The organism is Micropruina sp. (genome assembly GCF_047602085.1).
GTDB lineage: Bacteria > Actinomycetota > Actinomycetes > Propionibacteriales > Propionibacteriaceae > Micropruina.
The window spans coordinates 184586-207021 of sequence record NZ_JASGID010000002.1 but is presented as its reverse complement, the minus strand read 5'-3'; the positions used below and the strand labels follow the sequence as shown (position 1 = coordinate 207021).

The window sequence follows — 22436 nt, the reverse complement described above, 5'->3', positions numbered from 1 at the left end:
GCTCTCACGAGGGGTTTCGACGCAGAGGATGTAAGTGCCTCCAAGCTCAACCAGCGGTGGGCGCATTGATCAGTACGTGTCTAATATCCTGCGACGACTTCGAGTCTCGACCCGTTCGACCAACGGTGGTCGGGTCTGCCGCGTGAGCAGGTGCGCTCGGTGTCCGGCGCGTCCTCAAGGTGTTCGCATGACGGCGACCGGATCGAGCCTGGCTGCATACCAGGCAGGCCCCAGCACCGCCATCCCCGCACTGACAACAGCCAGCACTCCAACTCCGACAGTGAAGTCGATGGGAGTTTCGCTGCCAATCGACTGGTTCATCGTCCAGCCCGCAATGCAGCCGATCAGCGATCCAACCGTCGCGGTGAGTATCGCGCGGCCCGCGACAAGACCAATGAGATCGGCACGGCTGACCCCGAGAGTGCGGCGTCGGCCGAGATCGCGGCGACGAACCAGTACGTCAGCCAGCACCACAGCAGCGACGAAGAACCCGCCGGCGGCCAGGATCAGGAGTAGCAGCGCTCGCCCGGTGCCCGCGAGTTGCGTGTTGATGTCGCGCGCGGTGTCGGCGAGCACAGTGGGCGCGTCCACGTAGATGCCCTGAGCCTCGGGCGGTGGTGCGAGGATCGACAAGACGGCTGACACCGTGTTGGACGCCGATGCCACGCCAGTCACGACAACCCGCAACTCACGCCCCACGACGGGCTCTATCGGGGCGAGCACGGCACCCGTGTTCAGGTCTTCAAACACGGGACGAGCCCGATAGACCCCGACGATCGGATACTGGGCGTCGTCGTTTACGGCTGTTAGGTAGCCCACGGGTGCGGACAACCTCAGTTGGTCCAGCACATCCACGGAGACTAAGGCTTCACCTCTCCTTGGCGCCCGGCCCCACACCAGGTTCACGACCCTTGACACATCGCCGCCTAGCACCGGCCACACCGGTACTCGCTGGCCACCAGGGCCGACTATCCCGTTTGTGGCGTCGAAGGGTGCCCCCAGCGCGTCGGCCGTTTCAACCGTCGATAGGCTCTGAACAGCCGCTACGGTTCGAGCATTGATCAAGCCGAGGCCGCCACCGTCGGTCACGGACATTCGTCGCGCTCCGGCCTGCTCCAGGCGGGCGGCCACTTCCCTGGCGGCGGCCGCCGAACGACCGACGGTGACAATCGCAGTGAAGCACATCATGCCCGCGACAATGACGATCAGCGCCGAGGGCACCCGAGCGGCCCATGTGGCCGCGATGATCTCGCGGAAGAGCGCTCGACGCCTCACAGCGACAACACCCCATCGACCCGCTCGAGCACCGCTGGGTCATGGGTAGCTATCACCACCGTTGCGCCGGAGGCGGACGCCTCAGCCAAAGCGTCCAGCACCAGGATGGAGTTGTCCCGGTCAAGGTTCCCGGTCGGCTCGTCGGCGAGGATGATGGCAGGGTCATTGATCAGCGCTCGGCACACTGCCACTCGCTGCGCCTGTCCTCCGGAAACCTGACCGGGCCGATGGTCGGCACGCTCAGCTAGGCCGAAGCGCTCCAGCAGCCCGCGGGCTCGAGTCATGCGGGACCCCGGCAGCGCACCCGCGTAGAGCGAGGGCTCCATCACTGAGCGGAGAACAGTGCGCGCCGGGTCGAGTTCTGCGTCTTGAAACACGAAGCCGATCCGAGTGGCACGGATCCGAGATCGCTCCGAGTCACGGCAGTTAGCCACACTGCGTCCGCCGACCAGCACCTCGCCTGCGGTGGGAGTGAGCAGCAGAGCCATCAGATACAGCAGAGTGGACTTGCCACGCCCAGACGGTCCGGTCACGGCGGTCACTGCTCCGGCGGGGAACTCGTGGCTCAGGCCGCCGAACAGTTCGTCACGGTTCGGGCGATAGGCGAACCGCACGTCACGTAGGGCAAGCATCGGGCCTGTCACCGGTTCACCGGCTCGGACTGGGCGACGGGCCCGGTACCACCAGAACCCGCTCGCCGACTGTCACGCCATCGACCACAGCGACCCCGTCCTGAGACCCCCTGATCGTTACCGCCCGGGACGAAGCAGCACCGTCATCAGCAATGACGGTAACCGCGGCAGTGCCGTCAGTGTTAGTGACAACGGCCGCGACCGGTACAGCCGGCCCCTCGACCGGTGGAATGATCTGAACTGTGGCGGGGACATAAATGTCACTGCCCCCAGACACCAGATCACAGTTGCTGCCGCACACCGCACGCCCACCGCCAGCGGTCAGAACTATCCTGGTCTCACCATTCTCGGCAACCGCGGATTCCGCAACAACGGCCTTCCAAGTAGCGCCCCGGTAGGTCATGGTTATCGTCGCCGTGGCCGGGATGAGCGCCGCCTGCTCTTGGCCGACCACCAGCGAGAACGCTGGGCGGCCAACCCTGCCGAACACCAGCTCCTCTCCGCCGCTCAAGACGGCCCCCTTGCGCAGCACCTTCCGGTCCAAACTGACCACCCCTGGCAGGTCTGCCACCGCAACAGCATCGCCCAGTTCTAGTCGGCCAGTCGGTCTCCAACCGACCCGCTTCTGCCAGGCGCGCAGCGCCCGGAGGGTCGCCTCATCGAAGGTTCGGCCAGCGGAGCCGAGCAGTTTCGCTTCCACCAATGCGCGCCGCAGTTGGACAACATCCTGCCCGCTCTTCCCAACGGACAACGCTCGGTAGAACGGCATTGTGCCGGCGATCGCCACCACCGGGCGATTTGCCACCCGATACAACACGCTCCCCTGCCGAACCGGACCCCCCCCTGCGATCGACGTGACCACACCGGTGCGGAAATTCACCGCCAGCGGCCTGGTCGCCTGTGACACCGTGACGTTCATGTTGAGTACCCGTCCAACCGACTGCTGCCGCACTACTGCGATCACGTCGGCAGCCTTGGCATCGTCAGGACTTTCGACCGGCTGCAGGGTGGCCCGGCCCGCAAGGAACGCCACCGTCGCGACCGCGAACGCACCGACGACGGTCACCACTCGGGTGAGCAGGCGACTCCTTGGCGCCAGTCCTGCCTCATCGTCTGGCATCGCTGGTCGTCACTCCTCACCCAGCATGATCGCAGTGGGCGGGTCGAGCGGGCATTCCCGAGCCCAGAGTTCCCTCGCTGCCTGGCTACCTGCATCTGGGTATTCCCAGCGGTCGGGGTCACTCAAATATACCGCACGAGACGGCGCCTGGGCTGGCTCGGCACCGAGCCCTCGAAGACACGGGATGAGTGACTCGGTCAAGTACTCGTAGGCCACCTCGCGCTGCGCCTGATTCCATACCGTGAGGCTGGCGCGCGGGTCTGTCGGGTACAGAGCGCTGCAGCGATACCAGGCCAGGTTCAGGGCAGGAACCTGGGACTCAGAACCCGCGTTCGCGGTGAATCCGCGTCCATCGCTTGAGGAAGTGGCTGCGAAACCGGCGTCGCGTAGACATTGGACAACAATCGTTCCCACCTCTTCAGGGTAGATCCAGCGAATGGGGACCACCGTGGGTGGATCGGTGATCCTGCGCATCGCGGCCAGCCGGTCGAGACGTTCTCGATTCAATTTCTCGCGTTCGGTCTCAGACATCGTCGCTTTCGGTAGGGGCCTGCTTGGCCTCCACCGGGTGGCCACAGAAGAAGCCGAATTTTCCGGGAATCGAGAAGCCTCCTGAGGTGCGCCGCCACAGCCCACGCTCGTGAGGCAGCAACACACTACGGCTAGCCTCGCCCACCAAAAGGGGATTTGCGTCGCACTCATAGCTATTTGACTTCCTCATGAGATCCGCCTATGTTTGCGACGAAGCTTACCCTCCCGGAGCCTAACATGAAGAAAATGATCTCCCGATCCACCGCCGTCACGGCCTCGATCCTGTGCATCGCGTTCGCCTCTGCCGCTACGGCGTCCGCGGAGGCTGTAGAGTCTGGACGCAGGACCTGTAGCACGCAGAACTACTTTGTTGCTTCGAAATCCAAGGGCAAGGGTGTGGTGTGGGCACAGGTTGGAGGGCTAATCGTGGCGAACGATCACAACTACGTCTACAGTGTCGCAAACGTGGAGCAGTCCTCCATGAGGACCAACGTCTATTGGGAGACTGGGGCGGAGTCGTCCTACAACTTCTCATATTCTGGGTCATTCTGCGAACACATCTAGACCCATTCCCACGTTGGGGCCATAGCGACTAATCGGTGCAGAAATGCGCGGCCCGCTGAACCTCACTGAACACGCCCACTGGATTAATTAGGTAGCCCACGGGTGCGGACAACCTCAGTTGGTCCAGCACATCCACGGAGACTAAGGGTCTGACCGGAATTTGGTTGGTGTGTCTGGCGTTCATGCTTGTCATGGACGCGACAGAAGCAGGGTTGCGGTTGAAGTTCGAGGCGCTATTCGGGTATCTCGATGAGCGGGCGCGTCGGCTGGTGCTGGGAGCGGAGGCACGGTGGCTGGGGCATGGTGGGATCGCGCTGGTCGCTCGGGCTGCGGGGGTCGATCCGTTGCCGACGGGCCGGGTCCGGCGTCCGGGGGACGGTCGCCGGCGTGTGGAGCAGGTTGACTCTGTGGTTCCCCCCGAATCGTGGAGGGCTTCTCTATGCGGCTTCCCGGTCGGGGGCCGCGGTGTTCTCGTAGTTGATCGGGCTCATCATGCCCGCCGAGCTGTGCCGGCGGTGGTGGTTACTGACGCACCCCGAGCTGACGACAGAGCTTGGTGAACGCGTTCGCCGTGTAGGTCGACCCACGGTCGACGTTAGCCTCGGGCTTTCACCGGGGTGGGTGTGTTAAATGGGTGAAAGTGCTTCTGGCTTGGGATAATGCGAGTGTCTAAGTCACATTTGGCCCAACCCAGAGAGCACTTTCAAGGTGAAGCGTACCGGTATGTATCCCCAGCCCCACCACGACACTGGAGGGACCCGGGTAGTGGGCCAAGCGGGTGGCATGCTGCTCACCCGGACGGCGCAGGTGACAGATCTCGCCGCTGGCTTGTCACGTGCCCTGTCGCCATGGCGTAAACCGTTGGCGGTTCATGATCCGGGCAAGATCGTGACCGATCTCGCGATCATGCTCGCTTTGGGTGGGGATTGCCTGGCCGATGCCGGCGTGCTGCGGGGTGAGCCGGCCGTGTATGGCCCGGTCGCCTCCGACCCGACGATCTCACGGTTGATCAGCGTGCTCGCCGCTGATGCCCCGAACGTGTTGACAGCGATCAACACTGCCCGCGCTCAAGCCCGTGCGCGGGCCTGGCAGCTGGCTGGTGAGCACTCCCCGGCCCATCGGGCCAGCGTGACTGAGCCGCTCACGATCGATGTCGATGCGACGTTGGTGACGGCACATTCGGACAAGGAGAACGCCAGGCCGACGTTCAAGAAGGGTTACGGGTTCCATCCGTTGTGCGTATTCGCTGACCACGGTCCTGAGGGTGGTGGGGAACCGTTGGCGATCATGCTCAGACCTGGTAACGCCGGCTCGAACACCGCTGTGGACCACATCCAGGTGTTGCGTGACGCGTTCCAACAACTCCCCGGGCTCACCGATCGCCGACCGGGGAAAACGGTGCTGGTCAGGGTCGATGGTGCCGGCTACAGCCACCAACTCCTGGACTGGCTCACCGGTCAGCGGGTCCATTACTCGGCTGGTTGGACGCTGCCCGCTGAAGCCGGTCCGTTGATCGAGCAGGTCCCCGCCAACGGCTGGACACCCGCCTATGACGCTGAGCGGAAACCGCGTGAGGGCGCCTGGGTTGCTGACATCACTGGCCTGCTCAACCTGGAAGCCTGGCCGGCCGGGATGCGGATCATCATCCGCAAGGAACGCCCCCACCCTGGCGCCCAGTTGACCATCACCGATGTGGATGGGCACCGGATCACCGCGTTCGCCACCAACACCCGCCACGGCCAGGTGGCCGACCTCGAACTGCGCCACCGCCGCCGGGCCCGAGCCGAGGACCGGATCCGGCACGCCAAGACCACCGGGCTCACCAACCTCCCGTTGCACGGCTACCTCCAGAACCAGATCTGGTGCACCCTCGTCGCCCTGGCCTGTGAGCTGAAAGCCTGGATGCAACTCCTCGCCCTGGAAGGCCACGACGCCCGCCGGTGGGAACCCAAACGGCTCCGCTACCGGCTCTACAGCATCCCCGCCGCACTCACCCGCAGCAGCAGACAGACCCGGCTGCGCTACCCGACCCATCACCCCTGGGCAGCGCTCCTGGCGATCGCGCTGACCGCCCTCGCGCTCCACGACAGCACCTAACCCAGGTTAGTTATCCACAGATTTGTTGAGACCCCCGGGAATTCTCCAAAACCGCACTTAGTCTCATCGCACGCACAGCCCAAAATGAGGTAGTTCGCACGATGACCGAACCCGTTGTAGCCGCCACCGCCGCGAGGCCCCGCCGCAACCTGCGGTGGATCCTGGTCGGCGTGCTGGCGATCTGCCTGGGCGGCCTCGGGTCGGCGGTGCTGTACTCCAGCGTCTCGAACGCCACCGCGGTGCTGAAGGTCAATCGCACCATCTACCGTGGCGAGGTGATCGGGGTCACCGATCTGGGGCCGGTCAGCCTGGGCACCCATCTGGGCGTCGAGACGGTGCCGGCCGAGCGGGCGTCCGAACTGATCGGCAAGACGGCCTTGACCGACCTGCCCAACGGGTCGTTGGTGGTGCCGGGGTCGATCGGCGAGCCCGAGGTGCGTACGGGCTATTCGCGGCTCGGGCTGCGGCTCACGCCCGGGCAGGTGCCGATCTCGGCGCTGCCCGCGGGCACGGCGGTGGTGCTGGTGCCGATCGCCGCGGCCAACGACGGCGATCAGGCGGGGGCCTCGTACCGGGCCACGGTCTCGGTGGCGCCGCTCACTCTGGCCGACGGCAGCACATCGCTTGAGGTCACGGTGGCCGACGCCGACAGTGACGAGGTGGCCCGGCTCGCAGCCGCCGGACGCCTGGTCGTGGTGAAGCGAGCCGGCTGATGGCGATCGTCGTGCTGTGTTCGGCCGGGCATGCGCCCGGCGTGACCAGCACGGCGCTCGGGCTGGCGCTGGCCTGGCCGCGTGAGGTGCTGCTGGTGGATGCCGACCCCACGCCTACCCAGTCGGTGCTGGCCGGTTACCTGCGCGGCGAACGGTCGGGTCAGCACGGCCTGGGTGGGCTGCTGCAGGCCTGGCGCGAGCGGCGTCCGCTGGGCGAGGTGATCGACGCGCAGGCGGTGGAGTTGCCGTCGTTGCTGGCCCGCGACGAGCCGGCGCGGTTCGTGCCGGGGTTTCCACACCCTGGCGTGGTCGGCCTGTTCGGCGGTGTCTGGCCCGAGCTGATGGCTGCGCTGGCGGCTCGCGACGGCGACGTGCTGATCGATGCCGGACGCCTCGGCGTCGACGGCCTGCCGCTGCCGGTGGTGCAGCACGCCGGCCTGGTGCTGGTGGTCACCCGTACCTCGCTGGTGGCGCTCGCGGCACTGCGGCTCTATCTGCCCGCACTCACCGAGGCCGTGGGTGCCGACCGGCTGGCGTTGGCGCTGGTCGGCAGTTCGATGCCGTACGGACGCTCCGAGGTGCAGCAGCAGTTCGGCACCACGATCGCCGCCGACCTCGACTTCGACCCCGAAGCTGCCGCGGTGCTCAGCGACGGCGCCCCGGCACCGCGCCGTTTCGCCGGCGGCAGCTACTACCGCGGCGTCACGCTCGCGGCCCGCTCCATCTCGGGACGCCTCGAAGCGGCCCGCGAACTGATCGGAACCCGGCGATGACCAAGCTGACCGCCGTGCCCTTGCTGCAGGATCCGCCGTTCGCGACCACGGTCACCGCCGACCAGTTGCCGGCCCGCGAACCGGTCAGCAGCACCGACCCCGACTGGCGGCACACCCGTCCGGTCAAGCCGCGCGCGGCGGCACCGGGGGAGATTCCCTCGCTCGACTGGAGCCTGGTGGTGCTGCTGCGGCGCAAGGCTTCGGAGCTGATCGCGGCGGCGATCGCCCAACACCACGACGCCCACGGCGTGGCGATGCCCGAGGTCGACCGGCGGCTGCTCGGACGCTCGCTGGTGCGTCAGGTCGTCCGCGACCATGCCGAAGACCTCTCCAGCAACGGCCAGGCGCTGTGGCCGATCGCGCTGGAGCAGGCCTACGCCGAGGGCGTCGAGAACGCGATCTTCGGCTACGGACGGCTGCAGCCGCTGTTCGAGATCGCCGACGCCGAGAACATCGAGATTCACGGCCACGACTCGGTGATGGTGCAGTACGGCGACGGACGCCGCGAGGAGCGCCCGCCGGTGGCCGACAGCGACTCCGAGCTCGTCGAGGCGATCCGATTTCTGGGCGAATCGGTCACCCCGGCCCGTCCGTTCGACGACGCCCACCCCACCATGACGCTGGCGGTTTCACGAAACTATTTGACTAGCCCTGATGCCGCTCTTGTGGAGGTACTTCCCTTAGGTCGAGTGCAGATTTCCCCTGACGCACTGTGCGCACATCTGGAGGGGCTGAGGCCCGTGCGGTTGGCGCTGAGCATCTGACCTGCACTTGGCAGAACCGGGGCTCATGCTCGAACGGCCCGCTGTGACCTATGCGGCGGGTGGGCCATGCGTAGGGCCGGGGCAACAATCGAGGCGGCGGTCCTTGAATGTCTGGGCGCTCAACGTGATGGGAGGCCCCCGCACATCACCGGCGACCTTTGGCGGTGAACCTCGCCAAGAAGGTGTTTGCTGAAGGTTCTGCCGAAACTCGCAGGCGACCGTCCGCCAACACACTCATCACCTGTTTCGGGTCGCGGTAGGCATCGTTCGTAGCCAACTGTGGTGCTACGGCCGTAAGCACTTGGCGAAGCGTGTGTAGATGCATGGTGTCGATGACACGGCATCCGGTAGGGATGGCGGCCGCCTTTGCGAATCGCGCGTCCGGGTGCACGATCACCGGGGTGCCTGTGGAGTTGGGGTACCGCTCTCGAAACCAATCCATGGAGTTGGACAACTGCTTGGCGTCGTCCTTCTTGACAGGGTGACCGTCATCCGCGCCGCTTTTGGCTTCGATCACAAGGAAGTCGCCGCCGGGCAGCGCCCACAAGTCGTCAGGGCCTTCGTTGAAGTCTTCATCGGGACGCTGGGACATCACGCCGATGTGCCGGCCGAGGTCAGCCATCGCCTGCTCGAACTGTTTTGTCCGAGGCCCCCAGTCAAGGTCCTGGATCAAGGCGTTGAAACCGATCACAAGTTCGTTGCCCGATGAGTAGCGGTTCAGTAGCCATGTGCATGCCTGCTCTCCCTGTTCCTGCGCGGCAGCCTTCGCAAGGCGCTCGTACTGAATGCCTCCCAGTGGACGCAGCAGGCTATGGTTGGCGCTGTTCGCCTTCTTCTGAAGGGATTGAGCCTTCGTCGGGTTAACTCCGTTTGTGTAGCCAGCGAGCCGTTGGGTCAAAAGCGCTCGGCGATTTTCGTCTTTGCCTCGCAGCGCTTTGATGGCGGCCTTCTGCTGCGTCTCCGCAGTTGCGGAGTCCCCTCGGCGTGCGGCCTCGAAGGCCAGCCGTTCCGCCTCGGCCTCATCCCCGATCACGGGGGCGTCGTAGCGAACTTCGGCCAGGACGCCACGGCTCAGCGCCACCCAGTCTCGGTCGCGGTTGAGGCACTGGTCGATTACGTCAGTCAGCCCATCGAGCGAATCAGTCGCGATCTGACTAGCCACCGCGTCGGCCAGCGCCAACTGCGCCCGTGTGGCGGGCGAGAAAAGGTCGCGCGCCTGGGGGTTGTTGAGTCGTTCGGTGAGTCTTGTGCCGAGTAGCAGCACGACAGTGTGGTCCTCGTTGGAGCGCGTTGCCCGGCCCATGCCCTGTTCTAGGCGTTGCACCTGACGGGAAAGCATGGTCAACGATCCCCGCAGTTGCGCCTGTTCGAGTCGTTCGATCCCGTCCAGAGCCTCAGGTAGCCCGTCCAGCACGAGGATGCGGCAGGCGTCGCCCGGGAGGTCGATGCCGTCGTAGCGATTGATGAATACGACGAGTCCAAACGTTGGGTCTGCTCGCAGTTTCTTGACTCCCGCTTGGATGTTCGTCCTGTCGAGGGTCGACTTCGCCACGGCTTTCCACCAATCAGCCCGGGCACGACTGGGCACAATGACTGCGACGTTTCGGCCGGTCGCCAGACTAGCCACGTAGTTGCGGAGGTCTTCTTCGGTGGCCGAGGGAACGAGGCTTTGTGGCACGAGGATCATGCGGTCGCCGATGTCTCCCGCGCTTGACGGAAAGATTGGCTTCGCCACGGACTTGGGGTCAGCGGCGAAGTGCCGTACGAGGACGGAGTCATCAGCCAACGTTGCGGTCAGGTACACGCGGCGCTTGGCCTGATGGAACCCAGTCAGGAGATCGGTCGGGTGCACCGGTGGCTGAATCTCCACGGCGTCGCCGGTGATGACGGCAGAGCACAGAGGCAGGCAGTCGGCTAGCAGAGGCCATGCGAACTTGAGAGGCTCCTGATTCGACAAGGGGTGCAATAAATCCAGAACGCGGTCCTGTTTGTCCTGCCAAGACCAGAAGGGCACCTCCTCAATGGCTGCGCGGCGGCCCGCCTCTAGGTCGAGGAGCCCACTTCTGGACTGCTGGCGAATGTCGTCGCGGAATAGTCTCAGGAGCGCTTCATATGCCTCAGGGTGGGTATCTACAGCGATGCGCAGGCGAAAGGCTTCGTCCGCGCGTGCTACACAGGCGTGCGCGTCGTCGATCACTACGCCAGACAGTCCGAATCTGGGAGCCTTGAAGACGTTACCTTGTACGCCGAAGACCGACAGACCGTTGAACAGTTTGGCAAAGGTGCCCACGAGCACCGCTTGGCCGCGCTGGTAGGCGGGCTCCTCCGGTGTGCTGACACACTCGATGCCGAGGCGCTCTGCTTCTCGCATGACTTGCGCGACCAAGAATCCGTCTGGGACCAAGTAGGCCACCGGGCCGAGCCCCTCGTTCAACCAACTGCGTGCAATCAGAAAACCGACGAGCGTCTTGCCCCCACCTGTGTTCATTTTGATCACGATGTCTCGATCCTGACGGCGCGCGTGCCACGCAGTCAGCACTTGGTCCTGGGGTCCCCGCAGGTAGTCCAAGCCGGTCTCTTTGTCGGGCAGTGCGTTGAACAGATCGCGAGGTTCGACGATGGTGCGGGCGGGCTCTGATGTCACAGCGCCGAGCCCTCGGAAGTTCACCTTGACCATGGCGCCCAACTTATCCAAACCATTGACTTTAGGTGCGTGACCGACTGCCGTGCAGATGTATCGGCCCGGGAAATGTCCCCCCCCCCGGGGGTATCCCCACTACTGCCTTTGCGGTCCAGGTAGATGCCAGCCGGTGACTTGGAGGACTCGGTCGCACCCGCCAACCGGTGACACCAAGGCATCCGAGCATCGTGGCCGCTGCTCTGGACGGGGTCCTGTCAGCCGAACCGTCGCTGGGAGAACATCTCTCGCATGTTCTTGCGGTGCTGCTCCATGAGTGCCTCTTGCTTCGCAGCCCCGCCGAGGTAGTCGGTCCAGGGCCAACGGGAATCACGCTCCTGGCGATCCAGGAAGTCGCTCTCACATGCGGGTGAGTTGCTCTTGCCGTACCAGGCAGTTTCGCCTCCCGACTCACCGTAGAACGGGTAGGCGTTGTTGTGGGCTTGGACGAGCCCTATTCGGTACTCCCAACCCCAGGTGAGGTGCAGGTACGTCTCGTCGTCGGGGATCAGGTCGAGGAAGGCCGGGCGCACGTCCTCGCGAAGAAGTCGGCTCATCGGGAAAATCCACCGTTGGCCGTTCCATCGAGACAGAGCGTTGGCTCCGTTAGGCGACAGGATCGCACCTGGGTCGAGCAGTTCGTAGGCAGGTACTGGAGCCCCGTGTCCCATGCCCTCTTTGCCGCGCACTTCAGTGAGTACCCGGATCATCAGGTTCTCCCGGCGGCGAGCGATGGCCGCGATTCCGAGGACGTACTGAGCGAGGATCGCTGGATAGATTCGCAGCCGGTCCAGACCTTGTGTGCACGATGAGACGGCGGTTGTGGTCTGCGCAACCAGTCGCTGGACTGCATCCACCCACAGGTCGGCATGGTCATCCCTGGTGTCGTGCCAGATGCCTGTGGCAAGCAGGTGGAGCAGCGGCATGACTCCTTCCCTGTGGGCGGTCAGGATGCTGTCCAGCGTCTCGCCGTCGATGCTAGGTACGTGCAGGGTGTGGGCTTGGACCTCGGCACCTGACTGGTCCACGGCCGCCATCACGAGGTCGTAGAGGTCCACCCGGTGCACCGGGTCTGCGAGGTAGCGTTTGAGCCGGGCTACGGCCATGGCTGTACTCAGTGGCGGCTCGGCTAGGCGGTCGAGCGTTGCGATGTTGGACCCCAGGCCCAGGAACATCTCATCGGCTCCGGCAGCCGGAACGACGGTGCCGGACCGCGCCGCTAGGAGTCGCTGGGCGTTGGTTCCTCTGCTGCTTCGGCCGTCCCAGTACATCGGGTAGCGCCGGTTCGGTGCCGTGTCGATCAGGGAGACCAGTGCAGTGTCCCAATCCGCTGACCAGCCCGAGATTACGAGGCCGTATTCGTCGAGCACCCGGGTCAGCAACGTCTTCCACTCGTCTGGGTACTCCTCCAACTCACTCGGGGTGTTGCGCGATCCGAGGTCCAGGTAGTCACCATGCAGTTTGATCACTGTCGCTGGCGCGTGTACAAGCGGCTTCATCCCTGCCACCGCCTCAGGGCGGGAGATGACCTGAGGAGCGACACCCACAGCGTCCAACGCCTGCTCCATGAGCCGGTCGAAGTTTGTTGTCACGATCACCTTGACCGTACCGCGTTTGACGAGTTCGGCTATCGCCAAGTGGGCCTTGCTGGGGGTCTTGATGCCCTGTTCACGCTCTTCGTCGGTGGGCTCGAAGAAGTCGGCCAGAATGCCTTGCCTGGCGGCGGGGGTAGGCGCCAGTGCCTCCAGCAATGCCGCATAGCCGAGGTCGCCATCGTGATGGTCCCGCCACCACTGCTCTGGGTCAGTCTCGGCCACGGCGAGTGTGTCCGGGTCCTCCACGGCGGCTACCCGGCGAACCAGTTCCTTCACGACTCCCCAGCCGGTGGGAATGCCTGCTCCGGTGGATACACCCGAGCCTAGGAGGAGCGCGTAGACACCCGGTTGCGCATGCATGGAGGTCGCAAGCATGGCAGCGGCGGAGAGCGGATTGGGCACGGGTGGTCCTTCGGAGCAGGGTCTTGGGGTAAGTCTGCACGGTCCGACAGACTGTGCAACGGATGCCATGCAGGCACCGAAGGGAACCTCTGAACACATCAATGAACCCATGTCGTGCGGAGGCGTCGGCTGCTAACGTCCCCCTGTAGAAACGCCCTGAAGGGGAAAGAATGGCTGACGCGCCAGCGCATGATACGACCCTCCCCTACCAGAGGGTGGCAGTGCGCCCGTGGGAGTACGTGCGCGAAGGTTCAACGACGAAGACAGGTTTCTGCGCACGCTGTCATGGCGAAGTGACCGTAGAGAGGCGCGAAGTGACGGTGTCGGCCGGTCCGTCGAGTGGGTCTGAAAGCCGGAACACCATCCTGTGCAGATGCGGAGGCGGCCACACGGGCCACCCGGGGAAAGAGGACGGGTGCGGTGCGTACTGGTTCGACCGGAAGGCGGAGCAGTGACTAGCGAGACGAGTCGGCCTTCAGACGACGAACTACCAACCCTCGCGGACGCAGACTGGGCAGTGCGCTACGAGGAATACCAAGCCGACGAACTGAATCAGGTAAGGGCGAGCGCCAGCAAGTGGCAGACGGCCCTTGTGAGTCTGTCGGGCTTGTTAGTTACAGGGTTGGGGCTTTCGGCGCCTTACCTTGCCTCCACCATTCAGGTCGAGGGCGCCCGTTGGAGCATCATCGGAGGAGCGGGCCTCGCTCTGTTGCTCCTGGCTGTCGCCGGATGGCGGGCCACAGTAGCGGCAGCCGGAGTACCCGAAAAAGTGAACGGAAGCGATGAGTTTCGGATCGCTGTGTTGCAGAAGGTGACTGACTCTACCAAAGCACTCCGCTGCGCGCAGAGGCTATTCATTGCAGCGCAAGCAGTTCTGATCGGAACCGTGATCACAGCGATAGTCATGTCTCCGGTGAAGCAGTCCGTTCTTCCGAGCGCATCCGTGGTGCTTCATGACGGACGCCTGCTCTGCGGCGTAGTTCTGAGAGACTCGCCCACCGGGACTATACGTTTGACATTGCTCGATGGCCGGGTTGAGCAGTTCTCACTCCAGGATTTGGCTGCCATTCAGCCGGTTGGCTCCTGCTGACCTGCGCGGAGCCGCATCAGCCACGGGTCCAGTCGAACGTTGGGAAACTCCGGGCCTGTTGGGCAAACGAACGATCCGCTGGCGATCTCAGGCCCCGGTTTGGCGGGAGCCGCCTGGCCGCCCACACCCACCGCGAAGAAGATCAACTGAGCCACCTGCTCGCCCGGATAGAGAGCCAACGGAACGTTACCCAGGTTCACCAACTCAAGCGTCAGGCATCCCCGGTAGTACGGATGGACCTGGACAGCCGTAGCCGTGATGAGCCCTAGCCGCCCATAGGACGAGCGGGTGATGACCTGCGCCGCAACGTCGTGCGGCAGCGCGATGTATTCGAGGGCGCTCGCCAAGACCACCTCGCCTGGGTGCAGCACAAACGGCTGTTCCAGCGAAACCTCATGCTCTCGCTGTACGGCACGGGGGCGATCGTTCAGCACCGCATCGAACGAAGCAATGGAGGAACGATGAAAGGTGATGAAACGCGTACCCAGGCGCAGGTCGATACTTGGGTTCTTGATCGACTGGCCCAAGGTCATGGGCGTCAACACGAGGCGTTCTGAGGTTCGCTCAGACACCAAGCGACGTGTGATGTCTTCCGCGCTCAGGATCGCCCGGCCGTTGAAGTTCGGCTCATCGACCCCCGAAGCCTCGGGAGGCTCGAACGGAGCGAAGTCGGCGCTGCTGGCCCCCCGCTGTGCGATCTCGATGGTCTGCAAAATCTCAATGGCCTTGAGCGTCAGCCGATTGATGGGGACCCGACCCTCGATCTTTCCGTCGCCTTGGAGGGCTCGTGCAACACACGACGCGTTGAGGAGGTCCTCAACGGTGATCGTGACGAGGCCAGGGTCGTAGTCGTTGAATGGCAGATCGACTCCTGAATCCTTGAACGCGTCGAGGCGCGCTGAATGAGGAGGAACACCCCACGCGAGTTGGTTGACGGCGCAGAGAACCGCGCGTTGCCGGTCAGCGTCACTGGCTGTGTAGGTAGGTAGACTCAACCCGTCTACAAACTGGAAAATAACCGTCTCGTGGGCATCGAGATAGTCAATCAGTTGCGATGGAGCGGGCTCGGTTCGCGCGGAGTCAGATTCGAAGTGCGGGACCTGGAATGGCTCGATCACCGACTTGAGAATCCCGAGGTCGGCGCGGCTGACGTACTTCATCATTAACGCGAGCCGGACTGCGCCTGGTGGGTGTGTGTCGTGCGGAGGCCGCATGCTGTTGGTCATAATCAAGTGGTCTGCCATGGCGACGATGGCAGCGGGGCCGTAGGAGCGGACCATGATGAGGTCACAGATGATCTCGCTCAACCAGTCATTGGCCACCTTGATGCGTTTGATGATTGCATTGTCGACCGAGGTAATCGACGGCTCGCCCTTCGGCTGAGTTATTGGAGCATTCCTAGGTGCCCTAGGATCTGTCTGGACGCTGCCGCGCGGCCTCTTGATTCCGGCCTCATGCTCAATTTCTGCTCGGACCTCTGCAAAGGGGAAGGTCTCGATTAGTCCAACCTGCCATAGAAGCAGGGTCTCGTCCGCAGGTTCGTTGTTCTTCTTCATCACAGTGCTGGGAGCGCCATCAGGGAGGTTGAATCCGGCCTCCCGTTGGTCGATCAGCCACCGAGCGTTGGCTTCGCGGAGTAGGTGATGACCTACTTCATGGCCAAGGACGATGGTCCATCGGTGGGGGGCCTCTGACGCACGAAGAGGTATTCGCAGGATCGTGTACAGATTCTCGAAGTCTTCTTTGGGCTCATTCGGAAGTATGAAGTCAGAGCGCACATCTTCGATGCCGATATCAATCTCGTCTGGAGGTCCAGCGACAATGATTGTGACGATGTTCTTCAAGCCGTGTCGGACGAACGTTGAGTCGACCTCTCGCTGGACGGCCACGGGGATACGGTCTACATCAGCCGAATCGAACCACTCCCTCAGTCGCCGTGAGCAGGAGAGGACCACTCGCGCATCGTTCTGCAAAGACATGACCAAGTTGTCTTCGTCCGCAGAGTCCGCGCAGCGGCGCTCGACCACCTCACGCATTCGTTGTGGGTACTGCTGGAGAGACGTGAGGAGGTCGAGCGCCGCCCTGTGATTGCTTGGTTCTTGAGCACGGTACCGCTTGGGGACGCATCGAACGTCGATCAGTCTTGCAATTTCTGCCTCTAGTGCTTCAACCCCGTCCAATACGCCATGGATGACGCCCTCCGTGTACGGGGACGGGGTGAACTCGGAGCCGAAAGCAAGGGTGCGTTGCGAACGTGTTTCGGGCACGCCTCAAGTTCTAGCCCGTTCGCTGCTCCGCCAGGAGGGCGACACGCTTGAACAATGGAACCAAACGTTCGGCTTCTTCTCGGTTGCCCGACGCAATCTGGTCGATGGCGGTGACTAGCCGTTCGGCTCCCTCGATGGACTCAGGCAGGTCGAACTGAAGGACCTCAGCCGCCTCCCATGCCAGTTCCAGCATGTCCCCCGAGTCCAACAGCATCAGGGCGGGCGCCACGGACTGTGAACCGGGGTTGGCTTGTGCCTGCACATAGCGCAGCATTTGGCACTGGTTCTCGACCGCGTATCGACTCTCGTTCAGCGTGTGGCGATCCCGGTCGTTCAACTCTCGACCATGAGCGACTCGGGAGGTCGTACCCCACAGGGCCAGAGCCAGGGACGCAAGATCATCGCTGATCGCTTGATGGGAAGCGATCGAGCGTGCGGTGCAGCGTGCGACTGTTGACGTACTCATGTGTTCCGTCCTCGCGTGCCTAGGGTGCTTGTTGTTGTCATCGTGACACAGCCTTCTGTGCCTTGGGGAGGTCTGGGAGCCGATAGGTTGACCCACGGTCGAGGTGCGGTAGGCCGTCATGGCCGCCAGTCTGGCACTCCCCGATGCCAAGCACACTTTGCACCCCAGTCTCTCTCATACATCTATTCTGAGCCCTATGGAGCCCGAGGGACCGTCAAACACGCCGCGTGGAGCGCCACATCTGCGCCTCGTAGGCGAGCCCGAGGATGCACAGCAGACTGTGCATATCGGGGCGGCCGTCAAGGCCCGCAGGGAGGCCGTGGGTTTGACCCAGGAGCGCGCGGCTGCGCTCGCGGGCATCACCCGCAATGCGCTGCGCAACATCGAGAAGGCTCCACTCCCCAACACTCGTCTGAGCACCTTGCTCGCCTTGATGCGCGCGTACCATCTGCGCACGTTGGACGAGTTGCTCGGCCCGACAGCCGCCGAGGTCGCAGCAAAGGCCTGGTGTGATCGTGGTTGGGAGGGGGGCACCCCGAACCCGCTTCCAGGGGCAGGCGGGTAAGAGCACAGGATCAGGCATCGGCGCACTCGCCTTTGCCTTCCAAACAATCAGGCTCGGACGCTCTCGACCCATCCGACACCATGTCCCCATGGACTGGTCCCTCAACGACGCTCAAGCCGGTGTCCTGTCATGGATGTGCACTACGCCCGACGCTGAGCCGCCACCCGGGAACTGGAAGACGTCGGTGGCGGCGCTGGTTTCGCGCGGGCTGGCGACCGTCTCGAAGAAGGGTGGCGGCTATACGGCGACCGCGACCGATGCAGGACGCTACTTCCACCAACATGGGGAGTATCCCGCCGACAGCGCAGGCGGCAGACGTGCGGCGCGCGTACTGGTGGAGAAGGAGGCGCGGCGGACCGCATCAGCACCGGTCGAACCGAGTCCGCGCGGCCCCGGAAGTGAAACCGTTACTGGCACGCCGAAGGGGCGAGTCGCCAAACAGAGGCAACGCAGTCAGGTGGCGGCTACGCCCCCTCGCCTGCCGGAGGCTGCCCCGCAGCGGATCGTAAAGCCGCACCCTGCGGTCCGGTCGCTCATGGACCGCCCAATCGCCCTCCCGAAGGACGCCGACGCACGGAGGCGGGCTTTCGTCGCCGCCCACATGCTCATACAGGCGGCGGAGCAAGCGGGATTCACGGTTGAGGGCTGTACCCAGCCGAAGCAGCGGGGACGCGAACGCCCATTCCGGGGCGAGACGCTCGTGACGCTCGATGCGGGCCACCAGGCCGTACCTGTTCGTATCGGTGAGTTCGAAAAGGGCGTGGACCACGTTCTCACAGCGGAGGAAATCGCCCACAAAGAGCGATGGGGGCACTCGTGGGCTCCGCGCTACGACTACCTGCCCACCGGCCTGCTGTTCTTCCGCGTCTACGCGTCCTACTCCAGCACCCGACTACTGGAGACGAGCACGAAGTGGTTGGGTGACTACGTGCCCAAGGTTCTCGCCTTGGTACAGACCGCGACCGAGGTTGCATTGGCACACGAGGAGCAAGCCCGAAAGCGGGAGCAGGAGCGAAAAGCACAGAAAGAGGCCGCCCGTCTCTTGGGCAAGCGTCGGGCGCACTACGAACAGTGGGAGCAGTCGCTGCTCGACCAGGCCAAGGCGTGGGGGAAGGCCACACGGCTGAGGGCCTTCCTGGCCTCGTTCGGGTCAGCGCAACACAGCCCGGCTGCGGAGGTCTTCCGAGAGTGGGCAAGTGGTTACGCCGACATGATCGACCCAACCACGACGCTTCAGGTTCCCGACGGAGAACCGCCCGGCATGCCACACGACGAGCGACTGAGACGCGGACGACCAACAGAAGCCCCGAATCCCTTTGCTTCTTGGCGTTGAATGGGCCGCCGTACTCCCGAGTTCGGCACGGCAACATGCTTGTCGGCTCCCAGTTCAACGGCACCGAAAAGTGTCAGTGCCAGCGCATAGCCTTCCCGTCGTGCAGATCGAGCGAGTCAGGCCGCCGTACGGGGCGTATCAACCCGTGGGGCGCTCTGCGCTTGTCCGCCGTGTCGTGCGCGTGCCCGTCCCGATCCGGCGGGTTCTCGGTGTCAACGACTACGTGGTGGCAGCGGTCGACTCGATTGTCACGATGTGTGCCATCGTCTTGGAGGAGAGCGAGGTTCCGCTACTGGAGCGTCTGTCCCAGACAGGCTCAGAGTTCGCTGTGCTGAAAGAGGCGCCGGACTGGATCGCCGACGCTCTTCAGCATGTGTCAGACACAGCACTGACCGATTGGGTGAACCGGCTCAAACGGGCCGATCACCTGAAAGTGCTCAACCGTCTCCTCGGGACAGCCGCCTTCGACGCCATGCGCGGGGACTTGCAGGAGGATGCTCGAACGGTTCTGATGGCGGTGCGGGTCGGGGTTAACTTCCTGCGTCCCTGGGCTCTCGCCATGGATGACGCATTGGGCATCCTGACCGAGGAGCAGCGCAAAGACGTGGGCATGCCAGCGGCGCTCGAATCGTCCTTCTTCGGGATGGTCCTGAATGCTGAAGAGTTGATCGGAACCTCCCTGAGTAGCGAGATCGGGCTCAAGTTTCCCGAACACCCGGAGCACCAAGCCCTGGAGCCTGCCGAGGTTGCGGCGGCCATGGACCAGTTCCGGACGGTGCTGCGAGCACGCGCCGACTCCGACCTTGCCGAACTGAGCGATGTGTTCTCGCGCAAGGTCCGTGGCGCCCGCGACGCCCTCGACCACTCAGTCGATGGCGTATCCCAGGCGGCCAACTCGCTAGTGGAACTAATCGACCGAATCGCGCGCGAAGCGTTCAGTGACGCCAAGGTTCTGGAGTGGTTGGCGGCCAATGGTCTGCACGACAGCCGCCATACCTATAGCGTTGCGGAGGGTCGATGCCGCCCCACGAAGCGGGGGCAACTTCTGTGTCTGGCATGGGCCGGTGCCCCGATGAAAGAAGCAGCGCCGGGCGCGCTCAACCTCCAGAAAGTGGCGGCCTACGCGTTGCTGAACATCCGCGACAGCCTCCAGAAGTTGAAGCACGCCGACGAAGACACCGAAGCCGAACGGGTCCTACTGCGGCGGCTCCTTGATGCCATTGAGGCGACCACCGTCCTCATGGTGAAGGCGGCTTGGGCAATGTCGGGCCGGGAGCATGTGCAAGCGTTGCGCGCGCAGTTCGCTCAATAGAGCAGTCATCTGGCGTCCGCGCCACCGCTCGCGAACCCCTCGAAGGGTCTGATGTCGCGGCGCGGCTCCGGCAGCCCTGCCCGCCGTCGCGACCGCTCACTGTGCAGGTCTTCCCGGTCCTCGGCCATGAACCGTGCCTCCAAGGCAGCCAGTTCTGGCGACACCGACTCTCCTGAGCGTGCGACATTCTCGGTTGATTTCATCGGATCGCTCCCACTGCCACCTCCGGGGGCTCCGCCATGCCCTGAGGGAGGGCACGGCGAGGCGTCAGCCACGCTGCGGCGCCGCATGCCAGGCAGACCCAGTAGATGAGCGTGAGCAGGTTGTCGAAGCCCGTGGGCGACTCGGCGTAAGTGGAGGAGCCGAATGCCGCGAGATAGGAGAATGTGAACACCAGGCTCTGGCCTGCCGAGAGCACCCCCAGCGCCCATCGGCGTCTGGCTAGCGCCCCCACGGCCAAAGCGAGCGTCAGCGTAGGCATCAGGGGCAGGCTGGCGGCCTGTACGTACAGCCCCGGGTGATCCGGCCAGAACAAGACGTGAAGCACGACGACCACAAGAAGAATCAGGAAGGCCGCCCCCGTCCACAGCACGGGCAGGAAGGACCGCCGCGTGGCCAGCGCCCTGATCGCCAGCACCACGAGCAGTAGGAACAGCAGGGGCACACTGAACGGGATCGCGACAGGGAAGTACATCAGGATCGCGCCCAAGACCAAGCCGACGAACGCGGCAGTGAAGACGGCTGCGACGACGCTCAAGCCCAACGCTGCACCGGCGAACCCGAGCAGGCTCGGCAGACCCACCATGGGGGCGCCCAGTTGGTCGACGTGCCCCACCACAGCCCAGTTCGTTCCTCGCGGCCCGACACGGTAGATGCGCCCGGTGCGTGGAGATGCCCACAGATCGCCGATCATCGTTTCCCCTAGTGAATCTTGTTTCCGGTAACGATTGCTTCGTTGGAGTCCCAGTGGATGGCGATGTCTCCGTCCATGACGCCGATGGGCAACTCGGCACCCTCCGGCATGGCAAGCGTGGTGATGTCGCCGTTCGGGGCCAGGTCCAGGAAGAGGGCTTGGGAGCCGTCGGCGGAGGCCATGCCGAAAGCACGCCCGGCGTCGGTCACGGCCGTCAGCGTGACAGTCTTCTGGCCGCTGCCGCCGCCGAAGCAAGTGGCCTTTCCTGCGCTATCGAGTCTCATCGGTCCGAGCACCTGCCATGAGCGAGCAGGACTGGAGACAAGCGGTGCGGCGGTGCGAGGCTCACAGGATGGTTTGCTGAGCACCTTGCCCGTTGGCGCTTCAAGCACCTGAATCTGCACCTCCTTCGTAGACACGGACGGGACTACCCACCTGCCGACGAGCAGCCGGTCGGCATCGCTTGCCAGAACAGAGGCGGACGTGAACCGCGGCCCGGGGCCGCTTGTCCGGGAGTCCCAGCCGGGACCGGAGAATCCGCTCGCTGCGTCGCTGCCGCCGCTCTCCCACACGCTCATGCCCGTGCGGCCGACAGATATTCCACTCGTGGTCTTCATTGACCGCACGGTGGGCGCATCTACCACGTCGCCGTCGGGGGTGATCGCGGAGACGCCGCCCTGTGGAAGAGCAAAGCCGAGCCCGAGGCTCCCGATCTGGGGAATCTGGGACGGGGTGCCGGGAATGGTGACCTGCTTGATGAGGCTGCCATCCTGCACCTTCATCAAGGTCACCTTGACCTGGCCGGTGTCCTTGTTGAGCCCGTCACCCTGGGCTGTTCCACCGTCCACCACCGCGACGACATCGGGGGACACCTGTCGCAGGAGGGGGTATCCGTCCGACCCTTTTGATCGGGCCTCGTCGGTGAAGCCCTCCCATGGCGTGGCCCAGGCATCCTTGCCTTGCGCGTCCAGCGCACGGACCTGTTGCCCGTCGAGCATGATCAGACGCTGCGCCGTCACCAATGGCCGTTTGTGTGCGGCGGCCTCCGAGAATCGAATACCCCACGCGGGCGCATCGAAGACCTCGGCCACCGGCAGAGACACCGGAGTGGCCGAGGCTGTAGACGGGGCGGGGGTTTCGGCTGGCGGGGTGTTCGAGGCTGCCGAGCAGGCCGACACCGTAACGGCCGTTATGGTCGCGAGCACGATTGCGAGTGACGGACGGACGAGCATGGCGGGCTCTTTCGGGAGGGGAACTGGCTGCCCCGTATGGGGTGATCGCTTTTCAGTGAAGCACCTTGCACCAGATCGGTGCAAGGTGCTTCACTGCCTGGTTGGATTGCGATTG

19 protein-coding genes and 1 pseudogene are annotated in these 22436 nt (G+C 64.2%); 9 read left to right on the top strand and 11 right to left on the bottom strand.

Annotated elements, in window-relative coordinates; all coding sequences use genetic code 11:
- Positions 1-174: 174 nt before the first annotated feature.
- The 5 genes from QM721_RS01770 to QM721_RS01750 all read right to left on the bottom strand — a co-directional run bounded on the left by QM721_RS01770 (position 175) and on the right by QM721_RS01750 (position 3914).
- Positions 175-1275: an ABC transporter permease gene (locus QM721_RS01770; protein WP_415118383.1), complete on the bottom strand. Its 1101-nt coding sequence runs from the start codon at positions 1273-1275 to the stop codon at positions 175-177.
- Positions 1272-1919, bottom strand: coding sequence for an ABC transporter ATP-binding protein (locus tag QM721_RS01765; protein ID WP_415118381.1), 648 nt, complete (start codon positions 1917-1919; stop codon positions 1272-1274). The genes QM721_RS01770 and QM721_RS01765 overlap by 4 nt, the downstream gene beginning before the upstream one ends.
- 4 nt (positions 1920-1923) lie before the next feature.
- Positions 1924-2976: a peptidoglycan-binding protein gene (locus QM721_RS01760; RefSeq protein ID WP_415118379.1), complete on the bottom strand. Its 1053-nt coding sequence runs from the start codon at positions 2974-2976 to the stop codon at positions 1924-1926.
- 60 nt (positions 2977-3036) lie between these two features.
- Positions 3037-3558, bottom strand: a complete 522-nt coding sequence (locus QM721_RS01755; RefSeq protein ID WP_415118377.1) for a hypothetical protein — start codon at positions 3556-3558, stop codon at positions 3037-3039.
- Positions 3559-3731: 173 nt separating this feature from the next.
- Entirely contained in the window at positions 3732-3914 is a 183-nt protein-coding gene (locus QM721_RS01750) for a hypothetical protein (RefSeq protein ID WP_415118375.1), read from the bottom strand.
- Between the two features lie 390 nt (positions 3915-4304).
- Here QM721_RS01750 and QM721_RS01745 point away from each other — a divergent pair.
- The 5 genes and pseudogenes from QM721_RS01745 to QM721_RS01725 form a co-directional block, all read left to right on the top strand.
- Positions 4305-4529 (top strand): annotated as a pseudogene (locus tag QM721_RS01745) (ISAzo13 family transposase); the annotation flags it as partial.
- Positions 4530-4845: 316 nt separating this feature from the next.
- Positions 4846-6219, top strand: coding sequence for an IS1380 family transposase (locus QM721_RS01740; protein ID WP_415118373.1), 1374 nt, complete (start codon positions 4846-4848; stop codon positions 6217-6219).
- A 101-nt stretch (positions 6220-6320) separates the two neighbouring features.
- A complete protein-coding gene (locus QM721_RS01735; protein WP_415118371.1) occupies positions 6321-6932 on the top strand; it encodes an SAF domain-containing protein in 612 nt (203 codons plus the stop codon).
- Entirely contained in the window at positions 6932-7705 is a 774-nt protein-coding gene (locus QM721_RS01730) for a hypothetical protein (RefSeq protein WP_415118369.1), read from the top strand. Before QM721_RS01735 ends, QM721_RS01730 begins: the two co-directional genes overlap by 1 nt.
- Entirely contained in the window at positions 7702-8469 is a 768-nt protein-coding gene (locus QM721_RS01725; protein WP_415118367.1) for a hypothetical protein, read from the top strand. Before QM721_RS01730 ends, QM721_RS01725 begins: the two co-directional genes overlap by 4 nt.
- A gap of 145 nt (positions 8470-8614) precedes the next feature.
- On the opposite strand, the gene QM721_RS01720 is transcribed toward QM721_RS01725, so the two are convergent.
- Both QM721_RS01720 and QM721_RS01715 read right to left on the bottom strand, forming a co-directional pair.
- Positions 8615-11146, bottom strand: coding sequence for a DEAD/DEAH box helicase (locus QM721_RS01720; RefSeq protein WP_415118365.1), 2532 nt, complete (start codon positions 11144-11146; stop codon positions 8615-8617).
- Positions 11147-11364: 218 nt separating this feature from the next.
- A complete protein-coding gene (locus QM721_RS01715; protein WP_415118363.1) occupies positions 11365-13143 on the bottom strand; it encodes an SIR2 family protein in 1779 nt (592 codons plus the stop codon).
- A 517-nt stretch (positions 13144-13660) separates the two neighbouring features.
- Here QM721_RS01715 and QM721_RS01710 point away from each other — a divergent pair.
- Positions 13661-14233, top strand: a complete 573-nt coding sequence (locus QM721_RS01710) for a hypothetical protein (protein ID WP_415118361.1) — start codon at positions 13661-13663, stop codon at positions 14231-14233.
- Here QM721_RS01710 and dcd read toward each other — a convergent pair.
- Positions 14212-16269 carry a dCTP deaminase gene (gene dcd / locus QM721_RS01705; RefSeq protein ID WP_415118359.1) on the bottom strand — a complete coding sequence of 686 codons (2058 nt, stop codon included), beginning with the start codon at positions 16267-16269 and terminating at the stop codon, positions 14212-14214. The genes QM721_RS01710 and dcd overlap by 22 nt on opposite strands.
- Positions 16270-16510: 241 nt before the next feature.
- A complete protein-coding gene (locus tag QM721_RS01700) occupies positions 16511-16837 on the bottom strand; it encodes a hypothetical protein (protein ID WP_415118357.1) in 327 nt (108 codons plus the stop codon).
- Between the two features lie 247 nt (positions 16838-17084).
- On the opposite strand from QM721_RS01700, the gene QM721_RS01695 reads away from it, so the two are divergent.
- The 3 genes from QM721_RS01695 (at position 17085) to QM721_RS01685 (ending at position 20176) form a co-directional block, all read left to right on the top strand.
- On the top strand, positions 17085-17531 hold the full coding sequence (locus tag QM721_RS01695) for a helix-turn-helix domain-containing protein (protein ID WP_415118355.1): 447 nt from the start codon (positions 17085-17087) through the stop codon (positions 17529-17531).
- Between the two features lie 88 nt (positions 17532-17619).
- A complete protein-coding gene (locus QM721_RS01690; RefSeq protein ID WP_415118353.1) occupies positions 17620-18864 on the top strand; it encodes a hypothetical protein in 1245 nt (414 codons plus the stop codon).
- A 100-nt stretch (positions 18865-18964) separates the two neighbouring features.
- Positions 18965-20176: a hypothetical protein gene (locus tag QM721_RS01685; protein WP_415118351.1), complete on the top strand. Its 1212-nt coding sequence runs from the start codon at positions 18965-18967 to the stop codon at positions 20174-20176.
- A 199-nt stretch (positions 20177-20375) separates the two neighbouring features.
- Here the strand turns inward: QM721_RS01685 and QM721_RS01680 are convergent, their stop codons facing one another.
- A complete protein-coding gene (locus tag QM721_RS01680) occupies positions 20376-21089 on the bottom strand; it encodes a hypothetical protein (protein WP_415118349.1) in 714 nt (237 codons plus the stop codon).
- 8 nt (positions 21090-21097) lie between these two features.
- Positions 21098-22321, bottom strand: coding sequence for a hypothetical protein (locus QM721_RS01675; protein ID WP_415118347.1), 1224 nt, complete (start codon positions 22319-22321; stop codon positions 21098-21100).
- Positions 22322-22436 lie beyond the last annotated feature (115 nt).